This is a genomic window from Pseudonocardia wallangbongensis (assembly GCF_054486945.1).
The window spans coordinates 14,325-31,286 of the sequence record NZ_JBRERS010000001.1 but is presented as its reverse complement, the minus strand read 5'-3'; the positions used below and the strand labels follow the sequence as shown (position 1 = coordinate 31,286).

Here is a 16,962-nt window from a genome sequence, read left to right as displayed (position 1 = left end):
AAGATGCTGATCTCGTCCTGGGTGGGCGCCGTGGTCGTCCTGGCGCTGTTCGTCGGGATCGCCGTCGTGCTCCGCACCGTCCAGACCGGGGTGTACTTCCGGTTCGCCGACCAGGTGGCGCTCGTGCTGCTCGGCCTGTTCATCGCGGGCGGCCTCCTCCTGTTCGCCCGCCCTCGGGTGCGCGCAGACGCCGAGGGCATCGAGGTGCGCAACATCCTCGTCACGCGGCGGCTGCCCTGGTCGCTGGTCCTGCGGGTGGCGTTCCCGGACGGTGCCTCCTGGGCCCGGCTGGACCTGCCCGACGACGAGTACCTGCCCGTGCTCGCCATCCAGGCCGTCGACGGGCAGCGTGCGGTGGACGCGATCACCCGGGTGCGCGCCCTGCACGCCCGGTCCCGGTCCTCCTCCTGACGCGCACGTAACATCGGGGCGTGCTGCGCTCCCGCGAGACGAGTCCCCACGACCCGGCGGCCCACGACACGGCAGAGAGCGTGCGGCTGGGCGACATCGTGCTCCGCAACCGCCTCGTCACGTCGTCGAGCCTGCTCGGGTACGGCGTGGCCAACTCCCCGCTCGTGCCCTACGGCATGAGCCCCGTGTCGCTGTTCGTGCCGCTGGCCGAGTTCGGCGCCGTCACCACGCGCACGCTCACCGTCGAGCCGCGCGAGGGGCACTTCACCACCCGCGACGACTGGTCGCTGCACGAGCTGCCCGCGCTGCTCAAGCGGTACGCCACCGTGTTGCGCGGCACCGACGGCGGGTTCCTCAACGCGTTCGGCTGGTGCAACATCGGCATCGACGCCTACCTGCGCGACTACTACCCCCGCACCCGCGACCAGCGCACGATCATCTCCCTGGGCGGCTTCTCGGCGGAGGAGTTCGTGACGCTCGTGGACAAGGTGAACGACGCGGTGCCCGCGGGCGACGTCGCGGCCGTCGAGTTCAACGTGAGCTGCCACAACGTCAACTTCGACTTCTCGGCGATCCTCCAGGACGTGCTCGACGAGGCCGTGCCGCGCAGCAACCACCCGGTGATCCTCAAGCTCTCGGCCGACTACGACTACCTGCGCAACGCCCGGCAGGCCGCCGCGGCCGGGGTGTCCGCGCTGACGGCGATCAACACGGTGAAGGCGCTGCGGCTCGACCCCCGCACCGGCACCCCGTGGCTCGCCAACCGCTACGGTGGCCTGTCCGGCCGGGCGATCAAACCGATCGCCCTGCGCGTGGTGAGCGAGCTGCGCGAGGCCGGCGTCACGCTCCCGATCATCGCCACGGGCGGCATCCGCACCGTGGCCGACTGCCGCGAGTACTTCTGGGCCGGCGCCGACGCCGTGAGCCTCGGCAGCGCGACGTGGCTGGCGAGCTACCCCGGGTACGCCCTCGCTCCGTTGCGGGCGCTGCACGTTCGGCGCGTGTTGCGGGCCGTTCGGCGCTACTCAACGCTGCCGATTCGCAACAGCCCGTCGCGCTGAGCGACGATCTTCACCCGAACGGGGTGTCTGCAGCTAGGCGGCCCCAGAGAGGGGTCCGATGACGATCACGTCGGGTGCCGCCACCACAGGCGGGCTGCGTGCTCCCGATCGGCGGCCGCGCGCCGTGCTCTTCGATGTGTTCGAGACCATGCTCCAGGTCGACGCGCTGCGGGCCCGGTTCGTGGACGTGGGCCGTCCCGAGCACGAATGGGAGCTCTTCTTCGCGCGCACGCTCCGCGACGGCATGGCCCACACGCTCGCCGGCGCGGTACGCCCCTTCGGCGACGTCGCCCGCGCCGCGCTGCGCACCACCACCGGCCACACCCTCTCCGCCGAGGCCGTCGAGCACGTGCTCGCCGGGTTCCGGGAGCTGCCGCCGCACCCGGACGTCGAGCCGGCCCTGATGGCGCTGGCCCGCGCCCGGATCCCGGCGTTCGGGTTCACCCACGGCACCGAGTCCGTGGCCTGCGACGCGCTCGACAAGGCGGGCCTGCGCACGTACCTGCGCGACACCTTCTCCACGGAGCGGATCGCCTCGTTCAAGCCACCCGCACGCGTCTACCACTGGGCGTGCCAGCGGGTGGAACTGGCGCCCGAGAAGGTGGCGGTTGTCGCCGTCCACTCCTGGGACGTGCACGGCGCCGTCCGTGCAGGGCTGATCGGCGGCCTGGCCACCCGGCTCGAGGGGGCCGTGCCGGACGTGGTGGAGCCCCCGCACGTGGCGGCCGAGCGGCTGGACGCGGTGGTGGACCGGCTCATCGCCCTGCCGGTCTGAACCCGAGGGTCGCGAGCGAGCTACCGATGCCGGGCGCTCCGGCGCGGTGATCGGCCGGATCGGGACCTGGGGTGCACCTCTGCAGCTGATGTCCCGTTCCCGCTGATCAGGTCCGTGCCCGGGGGCTCTGCTCGGGGCCTCCGGTGGCGCCGCGCATCGTGCGGGGGCGCCCCTCACCTGTCAATGGCGCTTCGCGTCGCTCCGCGAGCGCTTCGCGCCCCTTGACAGGCGAGCCTCTGCGCCCCCTCCCGGGCATATCGCAGGCAGGCCAAGGCCTGCCCGGTGGGGCGCGCGGCGCCACCGGAGGCCGGTCTCGCGGGCATGATCGAGGCTTCGGCGCGAAAGCGGGCGAATCCGGCCCGAGAACGCGCCCAATCGCTGATCATGTGGGGTGGCGCGACCTGGTGATCGCCGATCAAGGGAAAGGGTCGTCGAACGATCTTCGGGGGCAACCGTCTGCCCTTGATCGTTCAACGCTGCACATCCCTGCCCGCCGTTACGCTCCGAGCGCCCGTGGCCTCCCCACCCTGAGCCCGCCGCCCCCGCCGAGATCCGCCCGCTGCCCGGCCTGCGCCCCGGCGGCGCGGCCGGAGCCGGACAGCATGCTGGGGCGCAGGGTGGCCAGGCGGGGGTAGGTGGAGGCGAACTCCTGCTCGACGCGTCGGCGCCGGTCCGCGAGCACCACGGCGACCCCCGGGTGCGGACCCTCGGGGGTGTGGCCGGCGGCGCGCTCCTCCGCCTCGACGAGGCGGCGGTGGATCTGCGCGGAGAACCCCTCGAGCCAGGACCGCCGGTAGGCGGCCACGGATTCGCCCGGCCGGGGCGGTCGCACCCGTACGAGCTGCGCGGTGGCCTGCAGCAGTAATGACGTGTAGAGCAGCTCCACCCGTTCGCGGTCGGAGGCGTGCCCGAACACGGTGACGGCGGCGACCTTGCCGGCCCACGCGCCGTGCAGCACCCACCGGCAGCCCAGTGCGGCGGCCGTCCAGCCGAGCAGGCGCGCCTTGCCGGCGCTGTAGGGGTCCTGCATGGCGACCCGGAGCGGGCCGATCACGTCGCTGCCGGGGGTGGCCGCCGCCAGCAGGGCGGCGTCGATGCCGTGGCGGGCCATGAGCTCGACGGCCTTGGCGGTGTAGGTCTCGGACTCGGCCGCCGTGGCCGCGCGCTCGGCCTTGGCGAGCAGCTTGCGGACGGTGGCGAGCTTCGCCGTGCCGATCATCGTGCCCATCGTCGTGGCCGTCGTCGGGCTCATGAGAACCTCCTCGGATCGAACGGGTGTTCGTACTCGGGAGATGTAACCACGGGGCGGCGACAGTTCTCCGGAGCGCCTACACCACCCCCGCGACGCGCCGGGAAGGCAGCCCCGCCCGGGCGTGTCGCGCCGCGGTCCTACCCTGGAGGAGCCATGCGCGATCCCGTCTCGAACGACCCCTCCCGGTACCGCCCGGCGCCCGGCACCATCCCGGAGGCGCCCGGGGTGTACCGGTTCTCCGACCCGCACGGGCGCGTGATCTACGTCGGCAAGGCGAAGAGCCTGCGCCAGCGGCTCAACTCCTACTTCGCCGACCTCGCCGGTCTGCATCCCCGCACCCGGCAGATGGTCACCACCGCCGCGAAGGTCGAGTGGACGGTCGTCACCACAGAGGTGGAGGCACTGCAGCTCGAGTACAACTGGATCAAGGAGTTCGACCCGCGGTTCAACGTCCGGTACCGCGACGACAAGACCTACCCGGTGCTCGCGGCCACGATGAACGAGGACTTCCCGCGGCTGCACGTCTACCGCGGCCCGCGGCGCAAGGGTGTGCGCTACTTCGGCCCGTACGCGCACGCGTGGGCCATCCGGGAGACGCTCGACCTGCTGCTGCGGGTCTTCCCGGCGCGCACGTGCAGCGCAGGCGTGTTCAAACGCCACGGCCAGATCGGCCGGCCGTGCCTGCTGGGGTACATCGACAAGTGCTCGGCGCCGTGCGTCGGGCGGGTCGACGCCGACGAGCACCGGGCGATCGTCGAGGACTTCTGCGACTTCCTGTCGGGCCGCACCGACCACCTGGTCCGCCAGCTCGAGCGGAAGATGGCCGCGGCGTCCGAGGAGCTGGAGTTCGAGCGGGCGGCGCGGCTGCGCGACGACATCGGCGCGCTGCGCCGCGCGATGGAGAAGCAGGCCGTGGTGCTGGGCGACGGCACCGACGCCGACGTCGTGGCGTTCGCCGAGGACGAGCTCGAGGCCGCGGTGCAGGTCTTCCACGTGCGGGGCGGGCGGGTCCGCGGCCAGCGCGGCTGGGTGATCGACAAGGTGGAGCCGACGGACACCGCGCAGCTCGTGGAGCGGTTCCTCACGCAGTTCTACGGCGAGCAGGCCGCGCTGGCCGGCTCGGCCGACGACGCCACCCAGCCCGTGCCGCGCGAGATCCTCGTGCCCGAGCTGCCGCCCGAGGCCGGGTCGCTGTCGGAGTGGCTCTCCGGGCTGCGTGGTGCGCGGGTGCAGCTGCGGGTGCCGCACCGGGGTGACAAGCGGGCGCTGGCCGAGACGGTCGCGCGCAACGCCGCGGAGGCGTTCACCCAGCACAAGCTGCGCCGCGCCGGCGACCTCACCGCGCGCTCCGCGGCGCTGCAGGAGATCCAGGACGCGCTCGGGCTCGGCAGCGCCCCGTTGCGGATCGAGTGCGTCGACGTGAGCCACGTGCAGGGCAGCAACGTCGTGGCGTCCCTGGTGGTGTTCGAGGACGGGCTGGCCCGCAAGTCGGAGTACCGCCGGTTCGAGATCCGCGGCGGCGCCGAGGGCGGTGACGTCGCCGCGATCGCCGAGGTGGTGCGTCGCCGCTTCCGTCGGTACCTCGCCGAGACCGGCGGCGAGACCGGCGCCGATGCGCACACGGGTAACGGCGGGCCCGGCCGCGGCGAGTCCGGTGAGGTCGACGCGTCCGACACCGCAGATCACCGCCCCGGCATCGACCCCGAGACCGGTCGCCCGCGCAGGTTCGCCTACCCGCCGAACCTGCTGGTCGTCGACGGTGGGCAGCCGCAGGTGGAGGCCGCCGCCGACGTGCTCGCCGGGCTGGGCGTCACCGACGTCGCCGTGTGCGGGCTCGCCAAGCGGCTGGAGGAGGTGTGGTTGCCGGCCGAACCCGACCCGGTGATCCTCTCGCGCACCAGCGAAGGGCTCTACCTGCTGCAACGCGTCCGCGACGAGGCACACCGGTTCGCCATCACCTACCACCGGCAGCGACGCTCGCGCAGCATGGTCGCCTCGGAGCTGGACGCCGTGCCGGGGCTGGGTCCCGCCCGGCGCGCCGCGTTGCTGAAGCACTTCGGATCGCTGCGCAAGATCAAGGCTGCCGGCGTGGACGAGATCGCCGCGCTGCCGGGTTTCGGCCCGCGCACCGCGGCGGCGGTGCTCGACGCGCTGAACGGGCGGTCCAGCACGGAGCCGGCATCGGCAGGACAGGGGACGCAGTGACGGGGGACGCGGTGGACGACGGCACGGCGAGCGGGGGCGGACGCGGGGGTGTGATCACCGGGTCCCAGCCGCCGGGCATCGAGGTCACGCTGGTCAGCGGGCTGTCCGGCGCCGGCCGCAGCACCGCCGCGAAGGTGCTGGAGGACCTCGGCTGGTTCGTCGTCGACAACCTGCCCCCGGAGCTGATCGCCACGATGGTCGACCTCGGCGCCCGGGCCCGCGGCGAGATCACCCGCATCGCCGTCGTCATGGACGTGCGCAGCCGGGCCTTCACCGCCGACCTCGGCGCCGTCATCAAGGACCTCGACGCCCGCGGGTACAAGCCGCGGCTGCTCTTCCTGGAGGCGTCCGACGCCGTGCTGGTGCGCCGCTTCGAGCAGGTGCGCCGCAGCCACCCCCTGCAGGGGGACGGCCGGCTCGTCGACGGGATCGCGGCCGAGCGGGAGCTGCTCACCCCGCTGCGGGAGAACGCCGACCTCGTCGTCGACACCTCCACGGTGGCCGTGCCGCAGCTGCGTGCCACCCTGGAGCGGGCGTTCGGCACCGAGGCCGCGCAGGTCACCCGCATCACGCTGGTGTCGTTCGGCTACAAGTACGGGCTCCCGATGGACTCCGACCTGGTCGTGGACGTCCGGTTCCTGCCCAACCCGTTCTGGATCCCGGAGCTGCGCGACTCCACCGGCCGCGACGAGACCGTGCGCGACTACGTGCTGTCCCAGGACGGCGCGGAGGAGTTCATCGGCCGCTACCTGGAGCTGCTGCGGCTCGTCGGTGCCGGCTACCGGCGCGAGGGCAAGCGGTACCTGACGGTCGCCGTCGGGTGCACCGGCGGCAAGCACCGCAGCGTCGCGATCAGCGAGGAGATGGCCCGCAGGCTCGCCGGCTCCGAGGGGGTCACCGTGAACGTCACGCACCGCGACCTGGGGCGCGAATGATCGCGCCGCGACCTGGGGCGCGGCTGGGATCGGCCGTCGCCTTGGGCGGCGGTCACGGGCTGCACGCCACCCTGTCGGCGCTGCGGCGGCTCACCGACGACGTCACGGCCGTCGTCACGGTCGCCGACGACGGCGGCTCGTCGGGCAGGCTGCGGCGCGAGCTCGATCTGCTCCCGCCCGGCGACCTGCGGATGGCGCTCGCCGCCCTCGCCGCGGACGACGACTCGGGACGCCGCTGGGGCCAGCTCGTGCAGCACCGCTTCGGCGGCACCGGGGCGCTCGCCGGGCACGCCGTCGGCAACCTGCTGCTCGCCGGGCTGATGGAGGTGCTCGGCGACCCGGTCGCCGCGCTCGACGAGGTCGCCGCGCTGCTGGGGCTCCGCGGCCGGGTGTTGCCGATGAGCTGCGACCCCCTCGACATCGAGGCCGAGGTCACCGGGCTCGGTTCGCCCGACGGCGCGCTGATCCGCGGGCAGGTCGCGGTGGCGTCCACCCCCGGGCGGGTGCAGCGGGTGTGGCTGCGCCCGGACCGGCCGCGGGCGTGCACGGAGGCACTCGATGCGGTGAAAGCTGCGGACGTCCTGTTGCTCGGTCCGGGGTCCTGGTTCACGAGCGTGATCCCGCACGTCCTGGTGCCCGAACTGCGAGAAGCCCTGATCACGTCCCCTGCGCGCCGCATCGTCGTGCTCAACCTGGCGCCGGAACCGGGGGAGACCGCCGGGTTCTCACCCGAGCAGCACCTCGCCGTACTCTCGCAACACGCCCCGGAACTGCGGGTCGACGCGGTCATCGCCGACGTCGCCGCGGTCCCGGTGCCCGAGCGGCTGCAGCGCACCGCGGCCGCGATGCTCGCCCCCGGAGGCCGGGTCCACCTGGCGCCGGTTGCCGCGGCCGACCCCGCGGTACCGCGCCACGACCCGGCCGCGCTGGCCGACGCCCTCGGCGTCGTGCTGGCGGAACACGGCGCCGTGCTCGGCACGGAGCTGGACATGCACACCGGACCCGACGGTGCCGCCGGGCCAGTTCACACGGGGGCGGAGCCGCACCGGCCCGCACCCGGGGGGCAGGAAACGAGGAGGTCGAACCCATGGCGATGACCGCCGCGGTCAAGGACGAGCTCTCCAGGCTCGTCGTCACGAAGCCGTGCTGCCGCCGGGCCGAGGTCGCGGCGCTGCTGCGGTTCGCGGGCGGGTTGCACATCGTCGGTGGCCGCGTCGTGGTCGAGGCCGAGGTCGACACCGGATCGGTGGCGCGGCGGCTGCGCCGCGAGATCCACGATCTCTACGGGCACACCTGCGAGGCCCACGTGATCAGCGCGGGCGGGCTGCGCCGCGGCGCGCGCTACGTGCTGAGGGTGGTGCGTGACGGTGAGGGCCTCGCGCGCCAGACCGGCCTGCTCGACGTCCGCGGCCGCCCGGTGCGCGGCCTGCCGCCGCCCGTCGTGTCCGGCGGGGTGTGCGACGCGGAGGCGGCGTGGCGCGGGGCCTTCCTCGCGCACGGCTCGCTCACCGAGCCCGGCCGCAGCTCGGCCCTCGAGGTGACCTGCCCGGGCCAGGAGGCGGCGATGGCGCTGGTCGGCGCGGCGCGCCGGCTCGGCGTCGGGGCGAAGTGGCGGGAGGTGCGCGGGGCCGACCGGGTCGTCGTCCGGGACGGCGACGCGATCGGCGCGCTGCTCACCCGCATGGGCGGCCACGAGAGCGTGCTGGCGTGGGAGGAGCGGCGGATGCGCCGCGAGGTCCGCGCCACCGCCAACCGGCTGGCCAACTTCGACGACGCCAACCTGCGCCGCTCGGCCCGCGCCGCCGTGGCCGCCGCGGCCCGGGTGCAGCGGGCGCTGGAGATCCTCGCCGACGACGTCCCGGATCACCTGCTGGCCGCCGGCAGGCTGCGCGTCGAGCACACCCAGGCCTCCCTGGAGGAGCTCGGCCAGCTCGCCGACCCGCCCATGACGAAGGACGCCGTCGCCGGCCGGATCCGCAGGCTGCTGCACATGGCGGACAAGCGCGCCGCCGACCTCGGCATCCCGGACACCGACTCGGCCGTCACCCCGGAGATGCTGGAAGAGGCGTGACGGGCCTGCTCGCGAGGAAGACGTAGCGGTTCAGGCTGAAGAAGGCGGCGTCCCCCAGCGACGTGACGTCGTCGATCCAGGCCTGGACGTCGGCGGCGTCGATGCCGGCCCGGCCCTTGACGTACTCGCCGATCGTCGTGGCGTTCATGGCGCTGAACGTGTTCGGGTCGTACCCGACGTTCAGCAGCGGGAGGACCCGCACCCGGACCTCCGTGAACCCCGCGGCCCGCAGCGTGGGAACGAGGGTTCGCGGCAGGTTCGGGTCCGCGAGGTGCGCGTCCCACGCGGCCAGGACGCGGGCGGCGCGGGCGTCGTCGCGGGAGCGCCAGACGATCGAGTCCCAGTCGGTGTCGAGCACCAGGAGCCGTCCGCCCGGCCGGAGCACGCGGTGGGCCTCGGCCAGCGCGCCGGGCACGTCGGCCACGTACTCGAGGACCTGCGTGGAGACGGCCGCGTCGACGCTCGCGTCGGGCAGGGGGAGCGCGTCCGCGGACCCGGCCGCGATCTCCACCGGGGCGGCGTCCGGCGGCCGGGTCCGCGCGGCCGCGAGCGCGCGCATGCTGTCGCTCGGCTCGATCGCGTGCACGCGGCCGTCCCGGCCGACCTCGGCCGCCATCTCGGCGGCCAGCAGGCCCGGGCCTGCGCCGATGTCCACGACGTGCTCACCGGGGCGCAGGGCGAGAATCCGCCGCACCTCGCGGCGTTGCCCGACGACATCCGGCGTGGTGTAGACGGCTTCGAGCTTGCGGGCGCCTGCCTCGTCGAACTGCAGCATCCCGGACACGGTGATCTCCTTCGGGGCGGTGCGGTCGGGCCCGCCGCGCACATCGTCGCAGCACCGCACACATGCCCGACCCTGTGTGCGGACCCCGGACGGTGTGTGCGGCCACCCGGCCTGTCGAACCGGGGGCCGGTTGCTCCTAGGGCTCGCTGCGCACCCGGTACCGCAGGTGCGTGACGTCGCGGCCCTCGAGGATCCGGACCGGTTCGAGCTCGATGCGGTCGGGCCCGAGCGCGTCGAACAGGCGCCGTCCCCCGCCGAGCAGGACCGGCACGAGGTGGATCTCCACCTCGTCCAGCTGGCCGGCCCGCAGCAGCGCCTGCGCGGCGCCCGCCCCGTGCACGAGCACGGCACCGTCGTCGCCCGCCGCGGCACGGGCCTGGGCGGCGCACTCCTCGACGTCGGTCACGAACCGCGCGCTGCCCGGTGGGACGTCGCCGTCGTCGAACCGATGGGTGAGGACGAAGATCGGAACCCCGTCGTGATGATCACCCTGCCAGCGCCCGGCCAGCTCGAAGGTGCGCCTTCCGGAGATCACCGCGCGGGTCGCCATGGCCTCCTGGAACACCTGGCCGTTCGGCCCGGGCGACAGCCGGTCGTCCAGCCAGTTGAACAGCCGGAAGCCGCCGCGGCCGAGCTCCTGCCCCGCGCGGTCGTCGGGCCCGGCTATGAAGCCGTCGAGCGACATGGACATGTACAGGACGAGTCGGGACAACGGGACTCCTTGGGGGACAGGACCGCATCCGGGTCGGTCGCGGCGCGGATCCGCTGCAGCCGCCCGTGGTTGTCGCCGTGGTACGCCGCGGCGGGCAGCGTGCGGTCGGGATCGGGGAAGTTCGGGTAGACGCGGCCGGTGCCGAAGCGGGCGGCCGTCGACCAGGAGCGCTCCAGCCGGTCGGGCGCTCCGGCCGTCCTCCCGGCCGCGACGAGGCCGACCTCGAGCAGGTACGCCTCCCCGCGGTGCGCGAACGCGGTGGCCTCGGGAGGCACGCGGTTGTAGGCGCCGCCCCACGGCGTGAGGGCGACCTCCTGGGTGTGGCCCGGCACGCGGCCGCCCAGGACGCTGCGTGCGAGCGCGGCCGCGGCGCCGGGCGGCAGCGGGCGGCGGAAGAACCCCGACCGGCCGTACCGGACGCCCGGCAGCCCCGACCCGTCCCCGCCCGTCGCCGCCAGCGACCGCTTGGCCTCCCGGAACGATCCGGGCACGAGCGTCCAGGTCGTGGGCTCGGCCCCCGCGCGCCGGACGAACGCGTCCAGGAGGCCGCTCGGGTCGCCGTCGAGCATGGTCCCGACCAGCTCGACCGTGCCCGGCTCGCCGGGGTCGGCAGGAGCGGCGATCCGCAGGGTGGCGGTGAGCTCGTCGGGGGCGCCGGGAGCCCAGCGCGTCCACGCCGCCACGACCGGCCCGGCGCACCCGGCGGGCCACGCCAGGCGGAACGTCGTGGTCGCCGGCGCCGGGACCGGGGTGAACCGGAGCGAGGTGACGACCGCGCCGCCCCCGCCCCCGCCCCGCAGCGCCCAGAAGAGGTCCGGCTCGCGATGGGTGTCGCAGTCGACGACCCGGCCGTCGCCGCGCACGACGCGGGCGCCGACGAGCCGGTCGCAGGTGAGCCCGTGCCGGCGGCCCAGCGGCCCGAACCCGCCGCCGAGGGTGAGCCCGGCGATCCCGACGGTCGACCCGCAACCGGCCGGCAGGGCGAGGCCGTGGTCGGCGAGGGCGTCGTAGAGCGCACCGAGCCGCGTCCCGGCGCCGACGACGGCCACGCCGTCCCGGAGGGCGACGGTGCCCATCGGGGAGACGTCGACGAGGATCCCGGTGGTCGAGGAGCGGCCCGCGAAGCAGTGGCCGCCGCCGCGGACCGCCAGCGGCGCGCGCAGCAGGCGCGCGACGGCGAGGGCCTCGACGACGTCCTGTTCCGCGGCGCAGCGCACGATCGCGCGCGGGCGGATGTGGTGGAAGCGCGCGATCGCGGGGCGGCGGGCCGTGTCGTAGCCGGGCGACCCGGGCAGGACGACCTCGCCCGCGATCGCCCCCTGCAGGGCGCTGAGCTCACGGTCGCCGTCGGCCACGAGCCGACGCTACGGTCGGCCCGGCGCATCGTTCTTGAACGAACCGGCCAGGAGCGGACCGTAGGACGCCGCGTGGTCGTGCCCGCAGGCACAGGTGTCCAGGGTCTCGGCGAGGTACGCGCGCGGCGTCGCGCCGGTGAGGCGCACGCACTCGCGGGTGAGGTGCGCCTGGTCGGAGTACCCGGCGCCGACGGCGAGGTCCGCCAGCGCGCCGGGCGGGCGCCCCGCTGCGAGGGCCTGCTGCGCCCGGGCGAGGAAACCCTGGAAGCGCAGCGTGCGGTGCAGCGACTTGGGTCCCAGGCCGACCGCCGCGAGGCAGCGCCGCCGCAGGTTGCGCTCCGAGACGGCCAGGACCCCGGGGAGCCCGGCGACGTCGGTGGCCCGGCCGGGCATCAGCCGCCGGACGGCCTCGGCCACGAGCGCGTCCGGGTTCCCTCCGGCCGCCCGCCGGGCGATCACGGCCCGCTGCAGGGTGGTGAGCGACCGGGCGGGCGACCCGGCGGCGGCCACGCTCTCCCCGATCCGGGCGGCGGCCGGGCCCCAGAGCACGTCGGCGGGCACCGCCAGGTCCACCAGCTCGGACGGCGGCGGGCCCAGCAGCGCGCCGGCGGCGCCCGGACGCAGCCGCACGCCGACCACGGTGGTGCCGGGTGCGAGCACCTCGACGTTCGGACCGGTGAGCGGTCCCAGCACCCGGGGGATCCCCCCGATGGCGCAGACGATCTCGGTGCCGCCGTGCGGCAGGTTGCGGTGCCGCAGCGCCGGCGCGTCCGCCGCCACCTCCTGGACCCACACCGCCGAGACGACGTCGGCGAGGGCGGCGACCGGAGGGCGCTCGACGTACCGCTGCGGGGTGGGAGCGGCGTCGGCCATGCCGGCATCCTGCTACGGAGCGGGCAGTCGGCAAAGACCGGTGCGTGCACGTGGCAGGATTCCGGCGTGGACTCCGCGGTTCGGGCAGTCATCGACCGGGTGACCGACGCCGCCGCGCGGCACGACGCCACGCAGGCGGACCGGCTCGACCGGTGGCGGGTCCTCGAACCGGACGCCGGCCGGTTCGTCTGGTTCCTCGCGCAGGCGATGGGCGCACGGAGGATCGTGGAGGTCGGCACCTCCCGCGGCGTGTCGACGCTCTGGCTGGCCGATGCCGCGCGCGCAACCGGTGGGCGGGTGACCAGCTTCGACACCGACGCGGCGGCGCAGCGGGACGCCGCCGCGAGCCTCGCGGAGGCCGGCCTCGCCGGGCACGTCGACCTGCGGCTCGCCGACGGCGGCGCGGGGCTGGCGGCACTCGGCGACGGCGAGGTCGACCTGCTGTTCCTGGACGCGGAGCGCACCGAGTACCCGTCGTGGTGGCCGCACCCGGCGCGGGTGCTGCGCGCGGGTGGGGTGCTCGTCGCGGACAACGCGCTGTCGCACCCGGACGAGATCGCGCCGTTGGGTGAGTTGGTGCGCGCCGAGCTGACGAGCGTCGCGACGATGCCGATCGGCAAGGGGGAGCTCGTCGCTCGTCGACCGTATACGACCACGTGAGATTGACCGGAATCGATTAAGGGGCTCGGGGTTCCGGGCCCGCCACCGGCGACTAGGGTTGATGCCGGTTCGAGACACGCAGAGGTGACAGGAGGCGCACATGACCGTGCGGGTGGGCGTGAACGGGTTCGGCCGCATCGGCCGCAACTTCTGGCGGGCGGTCGACGCCCAGCGGGCGGCCGGCACCAGCGACATCGAGATCGTCGCGGTGAACGACATCACCGACAACGCCACGCTGGCGGGTCTGCTCAAGTACGACTCGATCCTGGGCCGGCTGCCCTACGAGGTCACCCACACCGACGACGAGATCGTCGTCGACGGCAGGGGCTTCAAGGGCCTGGCCGTGCGGGACCCCTCCGAGCTGCCGTGGAAGGACCTCGGCGTCGACGTCGTGGTGGAGTCCACGGGCATCTTCACCAAGCGCGATGCGGCCGCCAAGCACCTGGACGCCGGCGCGAAGAAGGTCGTGATCTCGGCCCCGGCCACGGAGCCCGACCTCACCGTGGTCATGGGCGTGAACGACGACGAGTACGACGGCTCGCAGGCCATCATCTCCAACGCGTCCTGCACCACCAACTGCCTGGCGCCGCTGGCGAAGGTGATCGACGACGCGTTCGGGATCGAAAAGGGTCTGATGACCACGATCCACGCCTACACCCAGGACCAGAACCTGCAGGACGGCCCGCACAAGGACAAGCGCCGCGCCCGCGCCGCCGCCCTGAACGTCGTGCCGACCTCCACCGGCGCCGCCAAGGCGATCGGCCTCGTGCTGCCGCACCTCAACGGCAAGCTCGACGGCTACTCGCTGCGCGTCCCGGTGCCCACCGGCTCGATCACCGACCTCACGGTGGACCTGCGCAAGGAGGCCTCGGTCGACGAGGTCAACGCCGCCTACAAGGCCGCGGCGGACAACGGCCCCCTGAAGGGCTACCTGCGCTACAGCGACGACCCCATCGTCTCGTCCGACATCGTCACCGACCCGGCGTCCTGCATCTACGACGCGCCGCTCACCAAGGTGATCGGCAACCAGGTCAAGGTCTTCGGCTGGTACGACAACGAGTGGGGCTACTCGAACCGCCTGGTCGACATCACGGCGCTCGTGGCATCCAAGCTGTGAGGACGCTCGACGACCTCCTCACCGAGGGCGTGTCCGGGCGGACCGTCCTGGTCCGCTCGGACCTGAACGTGCCGCTCGACGGCTCGACGATCACCGACGACGGCCGGATCCGCGCCTCCGTCCCGACCCTGTCGACGCTGCGTTCGGCGGGGGCGCGGGTGGTCGTCACGGCGCACCTGGGCCGGCCCGAGGGCGGGCCCGATCCGAGGTACTCCCTGGCCCCGGTCGCCGGGCGGCTCGGCGAGCTGCTCGGCACCGAGGTCACCCTCGCCGGCCACGGCGACGAGGCACGGGCCGCGGTCGGCGCGCTGACCGACGGCGGCGTCGTGCTCCTGGAGAACATCCGGTTCGACCCGCGCGAGACGTCCAAGAACGACGACGAGCGCGCGGCGCTGGCCCACGAGCTCGCCGCGCTCGCGGGTGCGCGCGGCGCGTTCGTCTCCGACGGGTTCGGCGTGGTGCACCGCAAGCAGGCCTCCGTCTACGACGTGGCCCAGGACCTGCCGGCGTACGCGGGCGGGCTGGTCCTCACCGAGGTCGAGGTGCTGCGGCGGCTCACGGAGTCGCCCGAGCGGCCCTACACGGTGGTGCTCGGCGGCTCGAAGGTCTCCGACAAGCTGGCCGTGATCGAGGCGTTGACGCAGGTCGACGCGCTGCTCGTCGGCGGGGGCATGTGCTTCACGTTCCTCGCCGCGCAGGGATACGGGGTCGGCGACTCGCTGCTGGAGCGCGACCAGGTCGACAACTGCCGCAAGCTGCTCGAGACCGGCAAGATCGTGCTCCCGTCCGACGTGGTGGTGGCCGACGACTTCTCGGCCGAGGCGAAGACGCGGACGGTCGCCGCCGACGCCATCCCGGACGGGTGGAAGGGCCTCGACATCGGACCGGCCTCGGTGGTGGCGTTCGCCGAGGTGCTAGCGGGCGCGGCCACCGTGTTCTGGAACGGCCCGATGGGCGTGTTCGAGCTGGCCCCGTTCGCGGAGGGCACCCGCGGGGTGGCACAGGCCATCGTGGACGGCACCGCCTCGGGCGCGTACAGCGTGGTCGGCGGCGGCGACTCGGCGGCCGCGGTGCGGGCGCTCGGCCTCCCCGAGGACGGGTTCTCGCACATCTCCACCGGCGGCGGCGCGTCGCTGGAGTACCTGGAGGGCAAGTCCCTCCCCGGCATCGCCGTCCTGGAGAGCTGATGGCTCCGTCTACCCACCCCGCCGGCTCCGCAAGCTCCGCCGGCTCACCGTCCCCCAGGCGCACGCCGCTGATCGCCGGCAACTGGAAGATGAACTGCAACCACCTCGAGGCCATCGGGCTGGTTCAGAAGATCGCCTTCGCGCTGCCGGAGAAGTACTTCGCCAAGGTGGAGGTGGCCGTCCTGCCGCCGTTCACCGACATCCGGTCGGTGCAGACCCTGATCGACGGCGACCAGCTCAAGCTCGTGCACGGGGCACAGGACGTCTCGCCGCACGAGTCCGGCGCCTACACCGGGGACGTCTCCGGCGCGATGCTGGCGAAGCTGGGCTGCCGCTACGTCGTCGTCGGGCACTCCGAGCGCCGCGAGATCCACGGCGAGGACGACGCGCTGGTCAACCGCAAGGTGCGCGCGGCGATCAAGCACGGGATCGTGCCGATCCTGTGCGTGGGGGAGAGCCTCCAGGTCCGGGAGGCGGCCGACCACGTCGGCCACTGCACCCGGCAGGTCACCGGGGCCCTCGAGAAGGTGCAGAGCGAGCACGCGCAGAACCTCGTGATCGCCTATGAGCCGGTGTGGGCGATCGGCACCGGGCGCGTGGCGAGCGCGGCCGACGCGCAGGAGGTGTGCGCGGCGATCCGCGCGGCCGTGTCGGCCAAGTACGGCGAGGCCGTCGCCGCGAGCGTCCGGGTGCTGTACGGGGGCTCGGTGAAGGCCAAGAACGTCGGCGAGATCGTGGCGGAGTCCGACGTCGACGGGGCGCTCGTCGGCGGCGCCAGCCTGCAGGCCGACGAGTTCGCGCAGCTCTGCGCGATCGCGGCGGGCGGCCCCCTGCCGTAACCACGTCGTGAGCGGTTACGGCCTCGTATCCGCTCACGACCCCCGGTCGGGGCCGAGGGCCGTCACGGTACCCTTGAGATTCCCGGCACATGTGTCGGAGCGCGTGGGCAATACGGAAAGAGGATCGATGGAACTGGCCCTGCAGATCGTGCTGATCCTCTCCAGCGTGCTGCTCGTGCTGCTGATCCTGCTGCACCGCGGTCGCGGTGGCGGCCTCTCCAGCCTCTTCGGCGGCGGGGTGCAGTCGAGCCTGTCGGGGTCGAGCGTGGTCGAGAAGAACCTCGACCGGCTCACGTTGTTCGTCGGTGCGATCTGGGTGATCGCGATCATCGGCACCGGGCTGCTGGTCCGGGTCGGGTCCTGAGGGAGGCATGGCGATGTCCGGCGGCAACGCGATCCGCGGCACCCGCGTGGGGGCCGGCCCGATGGGGGAGTCCGAGCGGGGCGAGACCGCGCCGCGCTCGCGCATCCCCTACTTCTGCGCGAACGGCCACGTCACCACCCCGTCGTTCGCCAACGAGGCGGACATCCCGGAGTCGTGGGACTGCCCCCGCTGCGGCCTGCCCGCCGGGAGGGACGGGGAGAACCCGCCCGCACCCCCGCGCACCGAGCCGTACAAGACCCACCTCGCGTACGTGAAGGAGCGCCGCAGCGACTCCGACGGCGCGGCCATCCTGGAAGAGGCGCTCAGCCGCCTCCGCGCCTCGCGCGAGCTCTAGGCCGGC

18 protein-coding genes are annotated in these 16,962 nt (G+C 74.0%); 13 read left to right on the top strand and 5 right to left on the bottom strand.

Annotation, left to right across the window (positions count from 1 at the left end; genetic code table 11):
- The first annotated feature begins 3 nt into the window (after positions 1–3).
- Genes ACU436_RS00155 through ACU436_RS00145 form a run of 3 tightly spaced genes read left to right on the top strand, consistent with a single transcriptional unit; the run spans position 4 to position 2,247 of the window.
- Positions 4–411: a PH domain-containing protein gene (locus tag ACU436_RS00155; RefSeq protein ID WP_459022556.1), complete on the top strand. Its 408-nt coding sequence runs from the start codon at positions 4–6 to the stop codon at positions 409–411.
- A gap of 20 nt (positions 412–431) precedes the next feature.
- Entirely contained in the window at positions 432–1,472 is a 1,041-nt protein-coding gene (locus tag ACU436_RS00150; RefSeq protein WP_459020542.1) for a beta/alpha barrel domain-containing protein, read from the top strand.
- 58 nt (positions 1,473–1,530) lie between these two features.
- On the top strand, positions 1,531–2,247 hold the full coding sequence (locus tag ACU436_RS00145; RefSeq protein WP_459020541.1) for an HAD-IA family hydrolase: 717 nt from the start codon (positions 1,531–1,533) through the stop codon (positions 2,245–2,247).
- A 496-nt stretch (positions 2,248–2,743) separates the two neighbouring features.
- Here ACU436_RS00145 and ACU436_RS00140 read toward each other — a convergent pair whose 3' ends face one another.
- Entirely contained in the window at positions 2,744–3,499 is a 756-nt protein-coding gene (locus ACU436_RS00140) for a DUF2786 domain-containing protein (protein WP_459020540.1), read from the bottom strand.
- A gap of 153 nt (positions 3,500–3,652) precedes the next feature.
- On the opposite strand from ACU436_RS00140, the gene uvrC reads away from it, so the two are divergent.
- From uvrC to whiA, 4 genes are read left to right on the top strand one after another with little or no spacing between them, the layout of a single operon-like run.
- Positions 3,653–5,704, top strand: a complete 2,052-nt coding sequence (gene uvrC / locus ACU436_RS00135; RefSeq protein ID WP_459020539.1) for an excinuclease ABC subunit UvrC — start codon at positions 3,653–3,655, stop codon at positions 5,702–5,704.
- 50 nt (positions 5,705–5,754) lie between these two features.
- Complete coding sequence (gene rapZ / locus ACU436_RS00130) at positions 5,755–6,639, top strand: RNase adapter RapZ (protein ID WP_459022554.1); 885 nt, start codon at positions 5,755–5,757, stop codon at positions 6,637–6,639.
- Positions 6,636–7,736 carry a gluconeogenesis factor YvcK family protein gene (locus ACU436_RS00125; RefSeq protein WP_459020538.1) on the top strand — a complete coding sequence of 367 codons (1,101 nt, stop codon included), beginning with the start codon at positions 6,636–6,638 and terminating at the stop codon, positions 7,734–7,736. The genes rapZ and ACU436_RS00125 overlap by 4 nt, the downstream gene beginning before the upstream one ends.
- Entirely contained in the window at positions 7,727–8,710 is a 984-nt protein-coding gene (gene whiA, locus ACU436_RS00120; protein ID WP_459020537.1) for a DNA-binding protein WhiA, read from the top strand. Before ACU436_RS00125 ends, whiA begins: the two co-directional genes overlap by 10 nt.
- Here the strand turns inward: whiA and ACU436_RS00115 are convergent.
- The 4 genes from ACU436_RS00115 to ACU436_RS00100 all read right to left on the bottom strand — a co-directional run bounded on the left by ACU436_RS00115 (position 8,682) and on the right by ACU436_RS00100 (position 12,434).
- On the bottom strand, positions 8,682–9,485 hold the full coding sequence (locus tag ACU436_RS00115; protein ID WP_459022552.1) for a methyltransferase domain-containing protein: 804 nt from the start codon (positions 9,483–9,485) through the stop codon (positions 8,682–8,684). The two genes, whiA and ACU436_RS00115, sit on opposite strands and share 29 nt — an antisense overlap.
- Positions 9,486–9,630: 145 nt before the next feature.
- Positions 9,631–10,206, bottom strand: coding sequence for a dihydrofolate reductase family protein (locus ACU436_RS00110; protein WP_459020536.1), 576 nt, complete (start codon positions 10,204–10,206; stop codon positions 9,631–9,633).
- The gene (locus ACU436_RS00105) at positions 10,158–11,561 is read right to left on the bottom strand and encodes an FAD-binding oxidoreductase (protein WP_459020535.1); all 1,404 of its coding nucleotides are present in this window, start codon (positions 11,559–11,561) and stop codon (positions 10,158–10,160) included. Before ACU436_RS00105 ends, ACU436_RS00110 begins: the two co-directional genes overlap by 49 nt.
- A 9-nt stretch (positions 11,562–11,570) precedes the next feature.
- Positions 11,571–12,434, bottom strand: coding sequence for a DUF6597 domain-containing transcriptional factor (locus tag ACU436_RS00100; protein WP_459020534.1), 864 nt, complete (start codon positions 12,432–12,434; stop codon positions 11,571–11,573).
- A gap of 66 nt (positions 12,435–12,500) precedes the next feature.
- Here ACU436_RS00100 and ACU436_RS00095 point away from each other — a divergent pair, with 66 nt between their 5' ends.
- The 6 genes from ACU436_RS00095 (at position 12,501) to ACU436_RS00070 (ending at position 16,956) form a co-directional block, all read left to right on the top strand.
- Positions 12,501–13,094: an O-methyltransferase gene (locus tag ACU436_RS00095; protein ID WP_459020533.1), complete on the top strand. Its 594-nt coding sequence runs from the start codon at positions 12,501–12,503 to the stop codon at positions 13,092–13,094.
- A 100-nt stretch (positions 13,095–13,194) separates the two neighbouring features.
- Positions 13,195–14,211: a type I glyceraldehyde-3-phosphate dehydrogenase gene (gap, locus tag ACU436_RS00090; RefSeq protein ID WP_459020532.1), complete on the top strand. Its 1,017-nt coding sequence runs from the start codon at positions 13,195–13,197 to the stop codon at positions 14,209–14,211.
- Entirely contained in the window at positions 14,208–15,398 is a 1,191-nt protein-coding gene (locus ACU436_RS00085) for a phosphoglycerate kinase (RefSeq protein ID WP_459020531.1), read from the top strand. Before gap ends, ACU436_RS00085 begins: the two co-directional genes overlap by 4 nt.
- Entirely contained in the window at positions 15,398–16,237 is an 840-nt protein-coding gene (tpiA, locus tag ACU436_RS00080) for a triose-phosphate isomerase (protein ID WP_459020530.1), read from the top strand. The genes ACU436_RS00085 and tpiA overlap by 1 nt, the downstream gene beginning before the upstream one ends.
- A 127-nt stretch (positions 16,238–16,364) precedes the next feature.
- Positions 16,365–16,601 carry a preprotein translocase subunit SecG gene (gene secG / locus ACU436_RS00075; protein ID WP_459020529.1) on the top strand — a complete coding sequence of 79 codons (237 nt, stop codon included), beginning with the start codon at positions 16,365–16,367 and terminating at the stop codon, positions 16,599–16,601.
- 13 nt (positions 16,602–16,614) lie between these two features.
- A complete protein-coding gene (locus ACU436_RS00070; protein WP_459022550.1) occupies positions 16,615–16,956 on the top strand; it encodes an RNA polymerase-binding protein RbpA in 342 nt (113 codons plus the stop codon).
- Positions 16,957–16,962: the final 6 nt, after the last annotated feature.

Bases quoted from the DNA above. Each gene is read 5' to 3' on its own strand.
- ACU436_RS00100 (WP_459020534.1), bottom strand. From the start codon at position 12,434: ATGGCCGACGCCGCTCCCACCCCGCAGCGGTACGTCGAGCGCCCTCCG.
- tpiA (WP_459020530.1), top strand. From the start codon at position 15,398: ATGGCTCCGTCTACCCACCCCGCCGGCTCCGCAAGCTCCGCCGGCTCA.
- ACU436_RS00125 (WP_459020538.1), top strand. From the start codon at position 6,636: ATGATCGCGCCGCGACCTGGGGCGCGGCTGGGATCGGCCGTCGCCTTG.
- ACU436_RS00145 (WP_459020541.1), top strand. From the start codon at position 1,531: ATGACGATCACGTCGGGTGCCGCCACCACAGGCGGGCTGCGTGCTCCC.
- ACU436_RS00140 (WP_459020540.1), bottom strand. From the start codon at position 3,499: ATGAGCCCGACGACGGCCACGACGATGGGCACGATGATCGGCACGGCG.
- ACU436_RS00070 (WP_459022550.1), top strand. From the start codon at position 16,615: ATGTCCGGCGGCAACGCGATCCGCGGCACCCGCGTGGGGGCCGGCCCG.
- ACU436_RS00155 (WP_459022556.1), top strand. From the start codon at position 4: ATGCTGATCTCGTCCTGGGTGGGCGCCGTGGTCGTCCTGGCGCTGTTC.
- secG (WP_459020529.1), top strand. From the start codon at position 16,365: ATGGAACTGGCCCTGCAGATCGTGCTGATCCTCTCCAGCGTGCTGCTC.
- whiA (WP_459020537.1), top strand. From the start codon at position 7,727: ATGGCGATGACCGCCGCGGTCAAGGACGAGCTCTCCAGGCTCGTCGTC.
- ACU436_RS00115 (WP_459022552.1), bottom strand. From the start codon at position 9,485: ATGCTGCAGTTCGACGAGGCAGGCGCCCGCAAGCTCGAAGCCGTCTAC.
- gap (WP_459020532.1), top strand. From the start codon at position 13,195: ATGACCGTGCGGGTGGGCGTGAACGGGTTCGGCCGCATCGGCCGCAAC.
- uvrC (WP_459020539.1), top strand. From the start codon at position 3,653: ATGCGCGATCCCGTCTCGAACGACCCCTCCCGGTACCGCCCGGCGCCC.